11 protein-coding genes, 2 tRNA genes and 3 rRNA genes are annotated in these 16,838 nt (G+C 43.9%); 4 read left to right on the plus strand and 12 right to left on the minus strand.

Features of this window, described 5'->3' with window-relative positions:
• Positions 1-54 precede the first annotated feature (54 nt).
• From hisC to PYW33_RS12440, 12 genes are all read right to left on the minus strand, one after another.
• Positions 55-1,143, minus strand: a complete 1,089-nt coding sequence (hisC, locus tag PYW33_RS12385) for a histidinol-phosphate transaminase (RefSeq protein ID WP_004646027.1) — start codon at positions 1,141-1,143, stop codon at positions 55-57.
• A 133-nt stretch (positions 1,144-1,276) separates the two neighbouring features.
• The gene (gene hisD, locus PYW33_RS12390) at positions 1,277-2,581 is read right to left on the minus strand and encodes a histidinol dehydrogenase (RefSeq protein WP_004646026.1); all 1,305 of its coding nucleotides are present in this window, start codon (positions 2,579-2,581) and stop codon (positions 1,277-1,279) included.
• A 185-nt stretch (positions 2,582-2,766) separates the two neighbouring features.
• Positions 2,767-3,468, minus strand: a complete 702-nt coding sequence (gene hisG, locus PYW33_RS12395; RefSeq protein ID WP_004646025.1) for an ATP phosphoribosyltransferase — start codon at positions 3,466-3,468, stop codon at positions 2,767-2,769.
• Entirely contained in the window at positions 3,468-4,724 is a 1,257-nt protein-coding gene (murA, locus tag PYW33_RS12400) for a UDP-N-acetylglucosamine 1-carboxyvinyltransferase (RefSeq protein ID WP_004646024.1), read from the minus strand. Before murA ends, hisG begins: the two co-directional genes overlap by 1 nt.
• 7 nt (positions 4,725-4,731) lie before the next feature.
• Entirely contained in the window at positions 4,732-4,983 is a 252-nt protein-coding gene (ibaG, locus tag PYW33_RS12405; protein ID WP_004646023.1) for a BolA family iron metabolism protein IbaG, read from the minus strand.
• Positions 4,984-5,116: 133 nt separating this feature from the next.
• Complete coding sequence (gene hpf / locus PYW33_RS12410; RefSeq protein WP_004646022.1) at positions 5,117-5,449, minus strand: ribosome hibernation-promoting factor, HPF/YfiA family; 333 nt, start codon at positions 5,447-5,449, stop codon at positions 5,117-5,119.
• Between the two features lie 183 nt (positions 5,450-5,632).
• Positions 5,633-7,084 (minus strand): RNA polymerase factor sigma-54, encoded by a 1,452-nt coding sequence (locus PYW33_RS12415; protein WP_004646021.1) that lies wholly within the window; start codon positions 7,082-7,084, stop codon positions 5,633-5,635.
• A gap of 197 nt (positions 7,085-7,281) precedes the next feature.
• Positions 7,282-7,396: ribosomal RNA gene (gene rrf / locus PYW33_RS12420) — 5S ribosomal RNA — on the minus strand.
• Between the two features lie 224 nt (positions 7,397-7,620).
• A 23S ribosomal RNA gene (locus PYW33_RS12425) occupies positions 7,621-10,515 on the minus strand.
• Between the two features lie 445 nt (positions 10,516-10,960).
• Positions 10,961-11,036: transfer RNA gene (locus PYW33_RS12430), tRNA-Ala, on the minus strand.
• 71 nt (positions 11,037-11,107) lie between these two features.
• Positions 11,108-11,184, minus strand: a tRNA-Ile gene (locus PYW33_RS12435).
• A gap of 60 nt (positions 11,185-11,244) precedes the next feature.
• Positions 11,245-12,782, minus strand: a 16S ribosomal RNA gene (locus PYW33_RS12440).
• The 16S, 23S and 5S rRNA genes sit together here with 2 tRNA genes alongside, the layout of an rRNA operon.
• A gap of 540 nt (positions 12,783-13,322) precedes the next feature.
• On the opposite strand from PYW33_RS12440, the gene PYW33_RS12445 reads away from it, so the two are divergent.
• From PYW33_RS12445 to PYW33_RS12460, 4 genes are all read left to right on the plus strand, one after another.
• Positions 13,323-14,222 carry an MlaA family lipoprotein gene (locus tag PYW33_RS12445; protein ID WP_004647544.1) on the plus strand — a complete coding sequence of 300 codons (900 nt, stop codon included), beginning with the start codon at positions 13,323-13,325 and terminating at the stop codon, positions 14,220-14,222.
• Positions 14,223-14,325: 103 nt separating this feature from the next.
• Positions 14,326-15,294: an RsbU family protein phosphatase GigA gene (gene gigA / locus PYW33_RS12450; RefSeq protein WP_004647543.1), complete on the plus strand. Its 969-nt coding sequence runs from the start codon at positions 14,326-14,328 to the stop codon at positions 15,292-15,294.
• Between the two features lie 112 nt (positions 15,295-15,406).
• Positions 15,407-15,925 carry an anti-anti-sigma factor GigB gene (gigB, locus tag PYW33_RS12455; protein ID WP_004647542.1) on the plus strand — a complete coding sequence of 173 codons (519 nt, stop codon included), beginning with the start codon at positions 15,407-15,409 and terminating at the stop codon, positions 15,923-15,925.
• A gap of 20 nt (positions 15,926-15,945) precedes the next feature.
• Positions 15,946-16,773 carry a carbon-nitrogen hydrolase family protein gene (locus PYW33_RS12460; protein ID WP_004647541.1) on the plus strand — a complete coding sequence of 276 codons (828 nt, stop codon included), beginning with the start codon at positions 15,946-15,948 and terminating at the stop codon, positions 16,771-16,773.
• The last annotated feature ends 65 nt before the right edge of the window (positions 16,774-16,838 follow it).

Genomic DNA, 16,838 nt, shown 5'->3' on the forward strand with positions numbered 1-16,838 from the left:
CCCTTTAAAAAGAGAGGAAAAATTCCCTCTTTATGAAAGAGGGGTTTTGAGAGATTAAACTAAAATCTCGTTTTTTAATGTATCCACTAAACGCTGATTTTGCTCATCTGTACCAATAGTAATTCTTAAAAACTGGTTAATACGTGGCTTGTTAAAATAACGTACGATAATGCCACGTTCACGCAACTCACTTGCAAGTTCGCCTGCATCCTTAAATGGCAATGAGGCAAAAATAAAGTTAGCACTCGATGGTAAAACTTTAAAACCAAGCTCATTTAATTGGGACACCAACTTTTCACGACTCTTAATCACTTTTGCATTTTGTGCTTCAAAGTAGGCTTGATCTTCAAATGAAGCTACCGCTGCAGCAATCGCAAAACGGTCCATCGGATAAGAGTTAAAGCTATTTTTGACTGCTTCAAGTGCTGCAATCAAATGTGGCTGAGCAATCGCAAAACCCACTCGCAGACCAGCAAGAGAACGTGACTTCGATGTGGTTTGACATACCACTAAATTTTCATATTTCTCAACCAGCTTGACTGCTGATTCTGCACCGAAGTCGACATAGGCTTCATCAATCACCACCACTGAATCCGGATTGGCTTGCAAAATTTCTCCAATCGCAGCCAAACCTAGATCAATACTGGTCGGCGCATTAGGATTAGTAATAATAATGCCGCCATTAGCTTGTTTATAGTCATCTACAACAATTTCAAAGTTATCATTGAGTGGCAAGATTTTGGTTTTGACGCCAAAAAACTGACTATAAACTGGATAGAAACTATAGGTAATATCTGGATAAAGTACAGGTTTTTCTTGAACAAAAAATGCTTTAAAGATATGCGCCAAGACTTCATCTGAGCCATTGCCAACAAAGACGGTTTCAACAGGTACATTTTGTTGTTTAGCGATCGCCTGTTTCAACTCTGATGCATCAGGGTCTGGATACAAACGCAAAACATCCGCCGAATTCGCAAGTACCTTTTGAACCGCTTCTACCACTTTGGGTGAAGGTGGATACGGATTTTCATTGGTATTAAGTTTTAAAATATTCTGGATTTTTGGTTGTTCGCCTGGAGTATACGGTTTTAATTCACGTACTTCAGGACTCCAAAAACGCATTTGTTCTGTTGTGATATTCATTTTGTATTCTCTTTAAACCCTCTCCTAACCTCTCCAAAGGGAGAGGAATTTTCATTACTAAAGACACAAGATTTTTGTGGTTTAAATTCTCCTCTCCTTTTAGGAGAGGGTCAGTGAGAGGTTGTAATGCTATTTATGATTGATAACGATAACGTGCTGAACGCGCATGTGCATCCAGGTTTTCTTGTTGCGCCAAGATATCCGCGGTTTTTGCTAAAGTTTTTACACCTTCTTGTGAGCACATGATCAGGCTTGAGCGCTTCTGGAAATCATAGACACCAAGTGGCGATGAAAAACGCGCAGTACCTGAAGTTGGCAAGACGTGGTTTGGACCGGCACAGTAATCACCAATGGCTTCAGGCGTATAACGACCCATAAAGATTGCACCTGCGTGACGAATGCTATCAGACATTGCTTCTGCATCATCTAAACATAACATCAAATGCTCAGGCGCCACCTGATTAATCAAATCCGATGCTTCTTGGCGGTCTTTCACCAAGACCAAAGCACCACGATTGGCAATCGAGGTACGGGCAATTTCTGCCTTTGGCAAGGTTGCCAGATGCATTTCAATCGCCTGCTCAACATCATTCAGCAACTGTTCATCTGGTGTAATGAAAATGGCCTGTGCCACAGTGTCATGCTCAGCTTGCGAAAGTAAATCCATCGCCAGCCATTCAGCATTATTTTGGCCTTCGGCATAGACCAGAATTTCAGAAGGTCCTGCAATCATGTCGATACCGACCTGACCAAACACCGCACGTTTTGCCGCAGCCACAAAACGGTTGCCTGGGCCGGTGATTTTATCGACTGATAGAATGGTTTCTGTACCATAAGCCAATGCCGCAACAGCTTGCGCGCCACCAATTGTAAAGACACGCGTTACGCCTGCCAGATATGCAGCCGCCAGTACCAATGGATTTAACTCACCATTCGGCGCAGGTACCACCATAATAATTTCCGGCACACCTGCGACATGTGCAGGCACCGCATTCATCAATACTGAAGACGGATAAGACGCCAGACCACCCGGTACATAAATTCCGACACGATCCAGTGGGGTAACTTTTTGACCGAGCGTATTTCCTAAAGCATCGACATAGGTCCAGCCGTCCTGTTTTTGTGCTTGGTGGAATTCCCGAATACGATTCGCTGCAAGTTCAAGCGCTTCCCGGACTTCCATGCTTAGACCATCAAATGCTGCTTTCAATTGTTCCTGGGTCAGTTCAAGCTCTGAAAATTGATGCGCTGGATGTCGATCGAACTGTTGAGTGAGTTTAAGAACATGAGCATCACCATGCTGACGAACATCAGCAATAATTTGATCTACAGTTTTTAAAAGTTCAGGATCATTAACAGTTTCAAAAGCCAACAAGTCAGCAAATGCTTGCTTGAAGTTTTGATCTTGGGTCGATAAACGTCGCATCAATTTACCCATCAGGTTTGAATTCGAAGGCTTTAGTTTACCTGTTTTCCAGACTTTTGTCGGCAGCTATAGTGCTCTAGCCCTATGAGTTTTATTGGAAATAGCTTTTGGTAAAATTGATGAAAGAATTTACATCGTATTTATGTTCAATCGAATAAAAAAACCGCCCTAAAAGGACGGTTTTTTATGCAAAAAATTTAAGCCTGTTTGGCCTTTTCACGTTCTTCTACGGCTTTTTCAAGCTGTGCCAGAATCGGATTTAACAACGCTTGCTTACGCTTGAAGCTGGCTTTATTCACGATTAAACGCGAAGACACTTTGCAAATTTCTTCAAGTGGCTCTAAACCATTGGCACGCAAAGTATTGCCTGTATCTACGACATCGACAATGTAATCACCCAAACCGACCAGTGGCGCAAGTTCCATGGAGCCATACAGCTTGATCACATCCACTTGTTCACCTAGGCTAGCATAGTATTGACGGGTCAAATTCACGTACTTGGTCGCAATTTTTAAACGACCTTTAGGACGTTGCATCCCCACCTTACCGGCGGTCATCAATTTACATACCGCAATTTTCAGGTCCAATGGTTCATAGACGTTTTGCGCGCCATGTTCCATCAATACATCTTTACCGGCCACACCAATATCGGCTGCACCATTTTCAACATAAGTCGGTACATCTGAAGCACGTAAAATTAAGATACGAACCTGTTTATGCGTGGTCGGGAAAATCAATTTACGAGATTTATCAGGATCTTCTAAAAGGTTAATCCCTGCTGTTTCTAGCAAAGGTAAAGTCTCTTTTAAGATACGCCCCTTACTTAATGCCAAAGTTAAACCATGATCAAAATTGCCCATTACGTCAAAGTTTGGATCATCGTTTCTCATATCGCTCATTAATTTACTCGCTTAATTTGGGCACCTAAACTTTGTAACTTTGCTTCTACATCTTCATAACCGCGGTCAATATGATAAATACGGTCAATCAGCGTTTCACCTTCAGCGGCAAGTGCTGCCAGCACCAAAGAGAACGAAGCACGTAAATCTGTTGCCATTACGGGTGCAGCAGAAAGTTTTTCTACACCAGTTACCACAGCATCATTACCTTCAACCTGAATATTGGCGCCCATACGTGCCAATTCAGGAACATGCATGAAACGGTTTTCAAAAATCGTTTCAGAAATTGTCGCAAAGCCTTGAGCAATGGCATTCACAGCCATAATCTGGGCTTGCATATCGGTTGGAAATTCTGGATGTGGTAAGGTTTGGAAGCTGACAGCTTTCGGACGTTTACCCAGCATATCCAGTTCAATCCAGTCGTCACCACGGGTCACTTCTGCGCCCATTTCTTCAAACTTGTCCAGCACCGCTTCCATCAGGGACGGATCAGTATGCGTGGTTTTGATACGACCGCCAGTGATCGCTGCTGCTGCCAGATATGAACCGGTTTCAATCCGGTCAGCAACAACCGCATATTCACAGCCACGCAGACGTTCGACACCGGTCACAATTAAAGTATCGGTATCTAGACCTTCAATCTTGGCACCCATCTTGATCAGCATTTGCGCAAGATCAGTGATCTCAGGTTCACGTGCTGCATTGCGAATCGTGGTCACACCATCGGCCAACACGGCAGCCATCAGAATATTTTCTGTTCCACCTACAGTCACCATATCAAAAACGACTTCGCCACCTTTCAGGCGACCATCGACTTTGGCATGTACATAACCAGCTTCGACTTCAATCTCGGCACCTAAAGCTTCTAAAGCTTTCAAATGCTGATCGACAGGACGGGAGCCAATCGCACAACCGCCTGGCAAAGACACTTTTGCACTACCATAACGCGCCAATAATGGACCAAGCACCAAAATAGAAGCACGCATAGTTTTTACGAGCTCATACGGTGCGAACTGGTTATCTAATGTCGAGGTATCCGCAATAACAGTATCACCTTCATAGCTCATGATGATCCCGAGACCCGCAATCAGCTTCACCAATGTGTTCACATCTTTCAAATTGGGAACATTTTTGAGCGTAGTTGGTGTTTCAGCAAGAATCATTGCTGCTAATAAGGGCAGAGCTGCATTTTTCGCACCGGAAATACGCACTTCACCTTCGAGCTTGATACCGCCCTGAATTAAAAATTTATCCATTAATTTATTAAGCTCCAAATAAGCTTGCTTTGCGCCATTCTTCTTTTGTCATTGCTCGAATTGTCACTGCGTGAACTGCACCACTGGCAATATGGGCATTGAGAGGAGCATAAACAGCTTGTTGCCGTGCAACTGGACGCTTACCTTCAAATTGATCATCCACGATACGGAGATCGAATTTTCCGCCCTGACCACTCACAGCAACATCCGCCTCGGGAAAAGCGGCTTTTAAAATTTCAGTGAGCTGTTCATTATTCATCACAAGACCTCTTATAGGACTAAGGGTGTAAAACGAGCCATTTTACTATAAATAGCAAAAATAATTCATGGATCCATACATTATATATATAAAAAAAAGAGGCTTTTAAAACCTCTTTTTTATCATTTGTCCTTTATAAGGCCAAAGCATGCTGCTGTAAATGCATTTCCCGATAGCGGTCAATCTGTCGTTTTAATTTTTCCGTCAAAATTTTAATTGAGGTATACATATCATCAGCAGTGGCGTGGGCAAAAAACTCGATTCCCGGTAATCTGATAATCGCCTCTGCGATATGATTACTGCTGCCCTTCCGAGAGCGTTTATCAATTTGATGATCTTTAGAGAGTTTCACTTGCATACTATTTACCTGATCCAGGTGTTTAGTCATTTGTGAAAACTTGGTTTTTATACGTTCTTCAATTGCTGGCGTAATCGATAAATGATGTCCACGAATTGTTATTTGCATAGTTCTATCCCTCACCTTCGTTAGGATTAGAAGAGTCACAATATAAAATAATTTAAATACAGTAACTTATAAATAAAAAATTCGTATTTGAAGTACTGGATTAAACCATTTCACTGTTCCTCAAAAGAAAAAAGATTCATTATGCTGTCATAATGAATCTTTAGAATAGCCAGATTTTAAATTTCAGATCAAGACTTTTCGTTCAGAAGATGAAGGAATATGTAACGATTCACGATATTTCGCCACCGTACGTCGTGCCACATCAATCCCTTCTTCTTTCAACATATTGGCAATAGTATTGTCAGATAAAGGTTTACGGGCATTTTCCTCAGCAATCAGTTTCTTGATTTTGGCACGAATGGCGGTAGAGGATGCTTCTCCTCCAGAAGTTGTACCAACATGGCTCGAGAAGAAATATTTCAGTTCAAATAGACCACGCGGGGTCAGCATATATTTATTGGTGGTGACACGCGAAACTGTCGACTCGTGCAATTCGACTTCTTCAGCAATATCTCTTAAAACAAGAGGTTTCATGCCTTCCGCACCAATTTCCAGAAACATTTTCTGATGTTCCACTATACAGGTCGCGACTTTCAATAAGGTTTTATGTCGCTCATCGATACTTTTAATGAAGTTCTTCGCTTCCAGCATCTGATTACGCAGGTACTGATTATCATCGCTTTGATCTGCACGACGAATCATTTTGGCATAAAAAGAATTGACGCGTAACTTTGGCAGCACATCCGAGTTTAAATTGACTTGCCAGCAGTTATTCTTTTTCATCACCACGACATCTGGCACCTGATAATCCGATTCCTTGTTTTCAAATTCCAGACCAGGATGCGGTTTTAATGTTTTTAGCAAATCTACGGCACAGCGCAACTGTTCTGGATTTAAGCCAGTCTGTTTGATCAGCTTAGGAAGCTCATTGGTAATCAACAATTCATAATGTTGCAGAAGTTTGATCGCATCATTTCGGCAAGGGGTTGACGCAGGTAAATTATCAAGTTGAACTAATAGGCATTCTGCCAAGCTTCTAGAACCTACACCTACCGGATCCAAACGCTGGATATGCTTTAATACAACGGCAACCTCATCATCTTCAATTTCTTCTTCAGACCCCATAGAAGAGAGTAAATGTTGTACTGATGCAGTAATTTCACTCAACTCAGCATCTAAAAAACCTTTGTCGTCCAAAGAATCGACTATGCAATAAGCGATTAATTTATCAACCTGTGAAAAATTCAGCAGATTAATTTGTTCTAGCATATATTCTTGCAGGCTCTGATGCCCTTGACGATTATCTTCACGCTCTTCGAACTCGGCTGCCCCCAGACTTGTAGGTTGATGGGTATAAACATCATCCCAATCGGTATCTACAGGTAAGTCATCAGGCAGATGATCGGCATTAAGTTCATTGGTTAGATCGTGATTTTCATTATTTGATTCAATTGTAGATAAGCTTTCAAGGGTAATTTGCTCTTCAACTTTTTCTAATAGAGGATTACTATCAAGTTGCAACTGAACTTCTTGTTCCAATTCCAGACTTGAAAGTTGTAATAGCCGAATTGCTTGCTGTAATTGTGGAGTTAATGACAGCGAGTTCGCAATTTTTATGCCCACTGATAATCTCATTGTTACCCCCTTAATAGAAAATCCCGTTTTATAAGCAATTTTTATGCCGTTTTATTTTTTATAACACAGATTTACTAAAAAACATACAAATTGGATTTTAAATTTCTAGTCTTTCGCGACTAATAATTGTTTAAATACTTAAATTTGCGCATAAAAAAATCCCCCTCTGCCTTAGCGGAGGGGGATTTCGAATAATGAGCTGGCGATGACTTACTCTCACATGGGTAACCCCACACTACCATCAGCGCTAAGAGGTTTCACTTCTGAGTTCGGGAAGGGATCAGGTGGTTCACTCTTGCTATTGTCGCCAGCACAACTGTTTATGGATACTTGCTAGGTCTTACGTTTTGCCTTGCTTTCTACCAAATAGAATTCATTAACAGGTATATTTGAGTTCTTGCGAGTAGAACTAAGCAGTGCTTAATTATACTCTCATTTGTTCTTAAGCGTTCACTAAATCAAGCTGTTTTGCTTAATATCGAATCAATTGATCCTCACTTCTTTCGAAGTTCGTACAACAACTGTTTGGGTGTTGTATAGTCAAGCCTCACGAGCAATTAGTATTGGTCAGCTTCACATATCACTATGCTTCCACATCCAACCTATCAACGTCGTAGTCTTCAACGGCTCTTTAGGAGACATAAAGTCTCGGGGAAATCTTATCTTGAGGTAGGCTTCCCGCTTAGATGCTTTCAGCGGTTATCCCTTCCGAACATAGCTACCCGGCGATGCCACTGGCGTGACAACCGGTACACCAGAGGTTCGTCCACTCTGGTCCTCTCGTACTAGGAGCAGATCCTCTCAAATTTCCAACGCCCACGGTAGATAGGGACCGAACTGTCTCACGACGTTCTAAACCCAGCTCGCGTACCTCTTTAAATGGCGAACAGCCATACCCTTGGGACCTGCTTCAGCCCCAGGATGAGATGAGCCGACATCGAGGTGCCAAACACCGCCGTCGATATGAACTCTTGGGCGGTATCAGCCTGTTATCCCCAGAGTACCTTTTATCCGTTGAGCGATGGCCCTTCCATACAGAACCACCGGATCACTAAGACCTACTTTCGTACCTGCTCGACTTGTGGGTCTCGCAGTTAAGCGCGCTTTTGCCTTTATACTCTACGCGTGATTTCCGACCACGCTGAGCGCACCTTCGTACTCCTCCGTTACTCTTTAGGAGGAGACCGCCCCAGTCAAACTACCCACCAGACATGGTCCTCGTCCCGGATAACGGGACAGAGTTAGAACCTCAATATTACCAGGGTGGTATTTCAAGGACGGCTCCATCGCAACTAGCGTCGCGACTTCAAAGCCTCCCACCTATCCTACACAAGTAAGATCAAAGTTCAATGTCAAGCTGCAGTAAAGGTTCACGGGGTCTTTCCGTCTAGCCGCGGGTACACCGCATCTTCACGGCGAATTCGATTTCACTGAGTCTCTGCTGGAGACAGCGCCCCCATCATTATGCCATTCGTGCAGGTCGGAACTTACCCGACAAGGAATTTCGCTACCTTAGGACCGTTATAGTTACGGCCGCCGTTTACTGGGGCTTCGATCAAGAGCTTCGCTTACGCTAACCCCATCAATTAACCTTCCAGCACCGGGCAGGCATCACACCCTATACGTCCACTTTCGTGTTTGCAGAGTGCTATGTTTTTAATAAACAGTTGCAGGGGCCTGGTTTCTGAGGCTGTCGGCCGCTCAAGGAGCAAGTCCTATCACAGACAACAGCGTACCTTCTCCCGAAGTTACGGTACCATTTTGCCTAGTTCCTTCAGCAGAGTTCTCTCAAGCGCTTTGGTCTACTCGACCTGACCACCTGTGTCGGTTTCGGGTACGATTCCTGTGTAACTGAAGCTTAGAGACTTTTCCTGGAAGCATGGTATCAGCCACTTCACTGTACAAGTACAGCTTGCTATCAGTTCTCAGCATAGAGTACCCCGGATTTGCCTAAGATACATGCCTACAACCTTCCACCTGGACAACCAACGCCAGGCTGACTTAACCTTCTCCGTCCTCTCATCGCATTACACAGAAGTATTGGAATATTAACCAATTTCCCATCGACTACGCCTCTCGGCCTCGCCTTAGGGGTCGACTCACCCAGCCCCGATTAACGTTGGACTGGAACCCTTGGTCTTTCAGCGTGCGAGTTTTTCACTCGCATTGTCGTTACTCACGTCAGCATTCGCACTTCTGATACCTCCAGCAGACTTCTCAATCCACCTTCATCGGCTTACAGAACGCTCCCCTACCACGCATAATAAATTATGCATCCGCAGCTTCGGCATATAGTTTTAGCCCCGTTACATCTTCCGCGCAGGCCGACTCGACTAGTGAGCTATTACGCTTTCTTTAAAGGGTGGCTGCTTCTAAGCCAACCTCCTAGCTGTCTATGCCTTCCCACATCGTTTCCCACTTAACTATAATTTTGGGGCCTTAGCTGGCGGTCTGGATTGTTTTCCTCTTGACTACGGACGTTAGCACCCGCAGTCTGTCTCCCGGATAGTACTCATTGGTATTCGGAGTTTGCATCGGTTTGGTAAGTCGGGATGACCCCCTAGCCGAAACAGTGCTCTACCCCCAATGGTATTCGTCCGAGGCGCTACCTAAATAGCTTTCGGGGAGAACCAGCTATCACCAAGTTTGATTAGCCTTTCACCCCTATCCACAAGTCATCCCCTGGCTTTTCAACGACAGTGGGTTCGGTCCTCCAGTTAGTGTTACCCAACCTTCAACCTGCTCATGGATAGATCACCTGGTTTCGGGTCTATACCCAGCAACTAAACGCCCTATTAAGACTCGGTTTCCCTACGGCTCCCCTATGCGGTTAACCTTGCTACTGAATATAAGTCGCTGACCCATTATACAAAAGGTACGCAGTCACCGGACTAAGCCGGCTCCCACTGCTTGTATGCATGCGGTTTCAGGATCTATTTCACTCCCCTCACAGGGGTTCTTTTCGCCTTTCCCTCACGGTACTGGTTCACTATCGGTCAGTCAGGAGTATTTAGCCTTGGAGGATGGTCCCCCCATATTCAGACAAGGTTTCACGTGCCTCGCCCTACTCGACATCATCATATAAGCCCTTTCGTGTACAGGACTATCACCGTCTACGGTCGCACTTCCCAGAGCGTTCCACTAGAACTTATATGACTTAATGGGCTCTTCCCCTTTCGCTCGCCGCTACTGAGGGAATCTCAATTGATTTCTTTTCCTAAGGGTACTGAGATGTTTCACTTCCCCTCGTTCGCCTTGCAACACTATGTATTCATGTTGCAATACCTACCTTATGGTAAGTGGGTTTCCCCATTCAGACATCTCCGGATCACAGGATATTTGCCGCCTCCCCGGAGCTTTTCGCAGGCTATCACGTCTTTCTTCGCCTCTGACTGCCAAGGCATCCACCACATGCACTTAATTACTTGACTATACAACCCCAAACAGTCGTTTATCCTTACAAGTAGGATAAGCAACAGAGCTTGTCTTGCGACTTACTCATACAGTTGGCGTTTGTGCACTTAAGCACTGTACAGCTTCAATTAGATTCATATACCAAAACGCTTGATTCAGTTAATTTCGCTAGAACTCATTTCCTTAATCTTCACATCACAGTAATAAATCACTGTTAGTGTTGATCTTAAAAACGAGTTTGAACAAATTATTTCAACTCAAATATATTCTGTTAATGATTTTTCCAGCCTTCGTCAGGTCAGGAAACTGTGATAAATCACAGAGATTATCAAGTGCGCGTATCATAACGCTTGTACTTGTTAATCTCTAGGATCTCATCACTTGATCGCTTAAGGACTAAACTAACAATCAACTGATTGTCTATTTATTAGCTTTTGTCTTTATACATTCCGTAGGAATGTATGGTGGAGACTAGGAGAGTCGAACTCCTGACCTCCTGCGTGCAAAGCAGGCGCTCTACCAACTAAGCTAAGTCCCCAGCTTATCAATAAGTCAATGTATCGTTCTGTTCTGTTTGCTTCAGCACTTTCATGCTTCGTTAGTCAGATTTGGTGGGTCTGACAAGACTTGAACTTGTGACCCCACGCTTATCAAGCGTGTGCTCTAACCAACTGAGCTACAGACCCTCAGATACATCGTATGAAGAACAACTTGTTGTGGATTCTTACCAATCGTCAATCTTTCGTTAAGGAGGTGATCCAGCCGCAGGTTCCCCTACGGCTACCTTGTTACGACTTCACCCCAGTCATCTGCCACACCGTGGTAAGCGTCCCCCCTAAGGTTAGACTACCTACTTCTGGTGCAACAAACTCCCATGGTGTGACGGGCGGTGTGTACAAGGCCCGGGAACGTATTCACCGCGGCATTCTGATCCGCGATTACTAGCGATTCCGACTTCATGGAGTCGAGTTGCAGACTCCAATCCGGACTACGATCGGCTTTTTGAGATTAGCATCCTCTCGCGAGGTAGCAACCCTTTGTACCGACCATTGTAGCACGTGTGTAGCCCTGGTCGTAAGGGCCATGATGACTTGACGTCGTCCCCGCCTTCCTCCAGTTTGTCACTGGCAGTATCCTTAAAGTTCCCGGCTTAACCCGCTGGCAAATAAGGAAAAGGGTTGCGCTCGTTGCGGGACTTAACCCAACATCTCACGACACGAGCTGACGACAGCCATGCAGCACCTGTATGTAAGTTCCCGAAGGCACCAATCCATCTCTGGAAAGTTCTTACTATGTCAAGACCAGGTAAGGTTCTTCGCGTTGCATCGAATTAAACCACATGCTCCACCGCTTGTGCGGGCCCCCGTCAATTCATTTGAGTTTTAGTCTTGCGACCGTACTCCCCAGGCGGTCTACTTATCGCGTTAGCTGCGCCACTAAAGCCTCAAAGGCCCCAACGGCTAGTAGACATCGTTTACGGCATGGACTACCAGGGTATCTAATCCTGTTTGCTCCCCATGCTTTCGCACCTCAGTGTCAGTATTAGGCCAGATGGCTGCCTTCGCCATCGGTATTCCTCCAGATCTCTACGCATTTCACCGCTACACCTGGAATTCTACCATCCTCTCCCATACTCTAGCCAACCAGTATCGAATGCAATTCCCAAGTTAAGCTCGGGGATTTCACATTTGACTTAATTGGCCACCTACGCGCGCTTTACGCCCAGTAAATCCGATTAACGCTTGCACCCTCTGTATTACCGCGGCTGCTGGCACAGAGTTAGCCGGTGCTTATTCTGCGAGTAACGTCCACTATCCAAGAGTATTAATCTCGGTAGCCTCCTCCTCGCTTAAAGTGCTTTACAACCAAAAGGCCTTCTTCACACACGCGGCATGGCTGGATCAGGGTTCCCCCCATTGTCCAATATTCCCCACTGCTGCCTCCCGTAGGAGTCTGGGCCGTGTCTCAGTCCCAGTGTGGCGGATCATCCTCTCAGACCCGCTACAGATCGTCGCCTTGGTAGGCCTTTACCCCACCAACTAGCTAATCCGACTTAGGCTCATCTATTAGCGCAAGGCCCGAAGGTCCCCTGCTTTCTCCCGTAGGACGTATGCGGTATTAGCATCCCTTTCGAGATGTTGTCCCCCACTAATAGGCAGATTCCTAAGCATTACTCACCCGTCCGCCGCTAGGTTAGGTAGCAAGCTACCTTTCCCCGCTCGACTTGCATGTGTTAAGCCTGCCGCCAGCGTTCAATCTGAGCCATGATCAAACTCTTCAGTTTAATACTATGTAGTGCCTTAAAGGGCACCAATCTTGGCTCATCAATTTTCTGACAAATATTTCTCAAATAAACTTCGAGTAATTTCTACCATCAATCAATGAAAATAATTTCGATCAATCAACCAGTAAAAATCCACACAAGTTGTTCTTCATAATCTCTTAATGATCTTCTTGCTGATTCGTCACCAGCAAGCTAGGTCGGCTATATTACTCTTTATTTCTAAAAAGTCAACAGGTTTTATTGATTATTTTTAAACTTCTTCAAGACTTCTAGATTTCACCCTTTAGGCTAAATCCTTGTTTCTCAACAAGTTTTAATCAACATCACCGCCGATGGATGTGCATTCTACAGCATTTCAGAGGGACTGCAACACCTTTTTCAAGAAAATCATTTTGTATGTATATTTTTTAAGCTTTTCGTGTGTTTTCATTCATTTTTTATACAAATTTGCTTAAATGATGTCTATTCGTGAATATAACGTTTATTATTTTCATACTAATAAGTAGTGCTACTTACACAGAAAAGGCCTCAGGTTACCTTATGCATCGTTCTATTTACTTATCTATATGCTTATTTTCTTTAGCTTCAAGCGCACATGTTTTCGCTGAGGTGGCCACCGGTGTGGAAAATCTGGAAAACGAGCCTGCAAAAACGCCGCTTAGAACAAAGATATCAACCAAAGCTCAACAATTACAAACGCAATTGAAAGTTGATGCCAGTGCAGCACAGGCAGAAGAAGTTAAAGATCCTTTTCAACCGTTAAATAGAAAGATCTATCAGTTTAATGATGCGATTGACCGCACCGTGGTACGTCCCATAGCCGTACAATATGTGGAAAAAGTTCCTCAAGATGTTCGTGGCAGCTATACCCAGTTCCGCAGTAACCTAGGTGAACCTTGGAATGTGGTGAATCAGCTGATTCAAGGTCGTCCTGCCCGCGCTGCTAAATCCCTAGGTCGTTTTACCATTAACACCTTAACAACTTTAGGACTGGCTGATCCAGCGCGTCGCCTGGGCTTGAGTCATGAAGAGGAAAAATTTGGAATTACCTTAGGTTATTATGGCGTGCCTTCTGGCCCTTATATCATGTTGCCATTTTTAGGTCCAAGTTCTGTCCGTGGCGTAATCGGTACTGCTGTAGATAGTCAAGCTCGTCCACAAAAATACATTCTCGAAGATGAAGATGGACTTTACTGGACTGATCAGTTTTGGCGTGCCATCGATACCCGTTCAGAAATACTGGACGTTGAAGGAGTGCTGACTGGCGATCGCTATGCGCAGATTCGCGATATTTATTTACAACGTACCAATTATGCAATTGCAGAAAAGAAAGGTACAGAGCAAGATACGCTGTTCCTAGAAGATGATTTTGAAGATGAAAATTCTGATGATGCACCTTCTATTGATAGCAACATTAAATCTTCAAACGAAGATCTTTAAGTTTAAGCCTCATGTATGATTGCTAGTGAAAATCTGTTCGCTAGCAATACTTTGCTTATTATAGTACATCTTATAACCAATCTTGGGATTGAATCACTTTTTTATGTATTTCATTCAACCGACTCGTGATATTCCTTACTTAGATCAAGTACTTGATGCACTTCCGCATGTTCAGATGATCTATCTGGATGATCATGAACTGTATGACTCTACGATTATTGCAATTGCAGATGTACATGATTATCTGAAATATAAGTGGAATCTGCCTACGATTGTACTGGCCTTAGAAAATGAAGGTACTGCTTTGGCTCAGGCCTGGGAACAAGGGGCTTTGGCTGGCTGGATCTGGAATAAACTTCCCGAGAATCCTGATCTGGCATTACAAAAAATTGACGCACAATATAAACGTAATCAGGATAGCCGCGACCTTCCTTCTGCGGCAGAATTACAAAAAAGATTGTTACCAAATCCGATTGAATTGACCAATTACGAGGTCGAAACCTATTTCCAGCCTTCTGCCTATCTTTCAGGAGATTGGTATGATTATTGGAAAATCAGCGACAAAGAAGTGATTTTCTATTTGGCCGATGTCTCTGGACATGGTGTCACCAGTAGTTTACTCACGTCCTGGATGGCAGCTTTCCATGGCCGCTCTAAAACACCGCGCGAGCTGATCAAAAAGCTGAACGGCATGCTGATGCAGGAAAATATTGAAAAGCACATCACCATGATTGCCGGGATTCTTAATCTGGAAACCCATGTATTAAAATGGTCCAGCGCTGGACATTATCCTCCACCGATTATATTTGAACCCAATCAAGAACCTAAAATCCTCTCTTCCAGCAGTTTCCCTTTGGGCTTAACCGAAGATCTTGAAGTTGAGGAAAATGAATGGGTATTAAGTCGCAATGCGCGCTTTATTATCTGTTCGGATGGCGCACTGGAACCTTTTGATGGTGGTTTAAATGAACAATTCTCGCAATTATTACACCATTTGCAGAATCAATCTTTTCAGGCTCCGGAACATGTGGCTGACGATATCGCCTTTTTAAGCTTTATCCGCGTAAATTAGCAGTATATTTACAGGCTTTATAAGCACTTAATTTGATTACTACTTTCAGCCACTTGAGTATCAATACACCCTATGGGATAATTTAATATCCTTCTCTGCAAATGGCATTTATATGTCAACAGGTCATGTTGAATATGCAAGTCTGAATGGAACGCATATTTTTAAGCTTATCGGCGAAGTGCGTGCCCAATCTTGTATTAGTCTAGACAAATTACTGAACAAAATTGAACAGCAAGACAACGTAGTTGGCGCTATCGTTGATCTCACCGAAACCAGTTTCATTGACAGTACCGTACTGGGTGTTTTAGCGAAACTAGGACTCAAACTCAAGCAAGTACACAATATTCAGGCTGTCATGCTTTCTACCAATTCTGACATTACCACTTTGGCCAACAGTATGGGATTGAGCCAAGTGTTTGTGATTCTGAATTATTGTGGTGATCCAAATGTCTGCACACGTGCGCTGATGGAAGAACATGTCACGCATCAAAATATGCTGAATACGGTTCTGGATGCGCATAAAACCTTGATGAAACTGAATCAAAGCAATCAGAACATGTTTGAACCTTTAGTCAAACAGCTACAGAAAGAGCAAGACAATTTAGATAAAATTTCCGAGCAAAAGGTATAACCATCTTATAAGAGGACCCTATGACTTTACTTTCTGTTGTACAAATGAATTCTCAAAATGAAATTGATGCCAATTTCGTGGAGATTGAATCTTTAATTCAACAAAGTAAGGCCAATGGAGCTGAACTGATTGTTTTCCCGGAAAACTTTGTCTGTTTTGCCGCAGGAAAACAGCGTGAAACTGCTGCACAATTTGAAGTGATTCAGCAGCGTCTGGAACAACTTGCCCATCAATATGACACCTGGATCGTCGCTGGTACATTACCCTGCCCTTATCGTCCGGATGGTTCGATCATTGAAGATGGCCGCGTGCGTACCGTTAGCCTGTGTATCAGTCCGGAACGGACCGAAGCGCGTTATGACAAAATTCACTTGTTTGATGTGCAAGTCGGTGATGCTGTAGGCGGTTATCAGGAATCCAAGTTCTTTGAGCCCGGCACAGATGTTGTCGTAGCCAAAACCCCTTTTGGTAATATTGGTTTAATGGTCTGTTATGACCTGCGTTTTCCGGAACTAGCGTTAAATCTACGAGCCAAAGGTGCAAACCTCTTGACCGCACCTTCTGCTTTTACCTATACCACAGGTGAAATGCACTGGCAGCTTCTTCTGCAAACACGTGCTCTAGATAGCCAATGTTCGGTGCTTGGTGCAGCTCAACAAGGCTGGCATGGAGAAAAACGCCAGACCTGGGGGCATGCAGCCGCCACCAATAGTCGTGGACAACTTCTTAATATGATCCATGCAGAAGGTGCTCAACTCATCACCGTCGACTTTGATTTAAATGAACAGCAAAAAGTGCGTGAATCCATGCCTTTAATGCAACACCGTAGACTTCTTCAACTTTCCTGAATCGTTTCATTTGCTTGCATAAAATAACAAAATCCCTGCTTATTCTTCAGGTGAAATCACCGAGC

It is taken from the genome of Acinetobacter lwoffii (genome assembly GCF_029024105.1).
Taxonomy (GTDB): domain Bacteria; phylum Pseudomonadota; class Gammaproteobacteria; order Pseudomonadales; family Moraxellaceae; genus Acinetobacter; species Acinetobacter lwoffii.

Excerpts from the sequence above, each read along its gene's own strand:
- PYW33_RS12460 (WP_004647541.1), top strand. The coding sequence starts at position 15,946 with ATGACTTTACTTTCTGTTGTACAAATGAATTCTCAAAATGAAATTGAT.
- gigA (WP_004647543.1), top strand. The coding sequence starts at position 14,326 with ATGTATTTCATTCAACCGACTCGTGATATTCCTTACTTAGATCAAGTA.
- PYW33_RS12415 (WP_004646021.1), bottom strand. The coding sequence starts at position 7,084 with ATGAGATTATCAGTGGGCATAAAAATTGCGAACTCGCTGTCATTAACT.
- hisC (WP_004646027.1), bottom strand. The coding sequence starts at position 1,143 with ATGAATATCACAACAGAACAAATGCGTTTTTGGAGTCCTGAAGTACGT.
- ibaG (WP_004646023.1), bottom strand. The coding sequence starts at position 4,983 with ATGAATAATGAACAGCTCACTGAAATTTTAAAAGCCGCTTTTCCCGAG.
- hisG (WP_004646025.1), bottom strand. The coding sequence starts at position 3,468 with ATGAGCGATATGAGAAACGATGATCCAAACTTTGACGTAATGGGCAAT.
- PYW33_RS12445 (WP_004647544.1), top strand. The coding sequence starts at position 13,323 with ATGCATCGTTCTATTTACTTATCTATATGCTTATTTTCTTTAGCTTCA.
- murA (WP_004646024.1), bottom strand. The coding sequence starts at position 4,724 with ATGGATAAATTTTTAATTCAGGGCGGTATCAAGCTCGAAGGTGAAGTG.
- gigB (WP_004647542.1), top strand. The coding sequence starts at position 15,407 with ATGTCAACAGGTCATGTTGAATATGCAAGTCTGAATGGAACGCATATT.
- hpf (WP_004646022.1), bottom strand. The coding sequence starts at position 5,449 with ATGCAAATAACAATTCGTGGACATCATTTATCGATTACGCCAGCAATT.
- hisD (WP_004646026.1), bottom strand. The coding sequence starts at position 2,581 with ATGGGTAAATTGATGCGACGTTTATCGACCCAAGATCAAAACTTCAAG.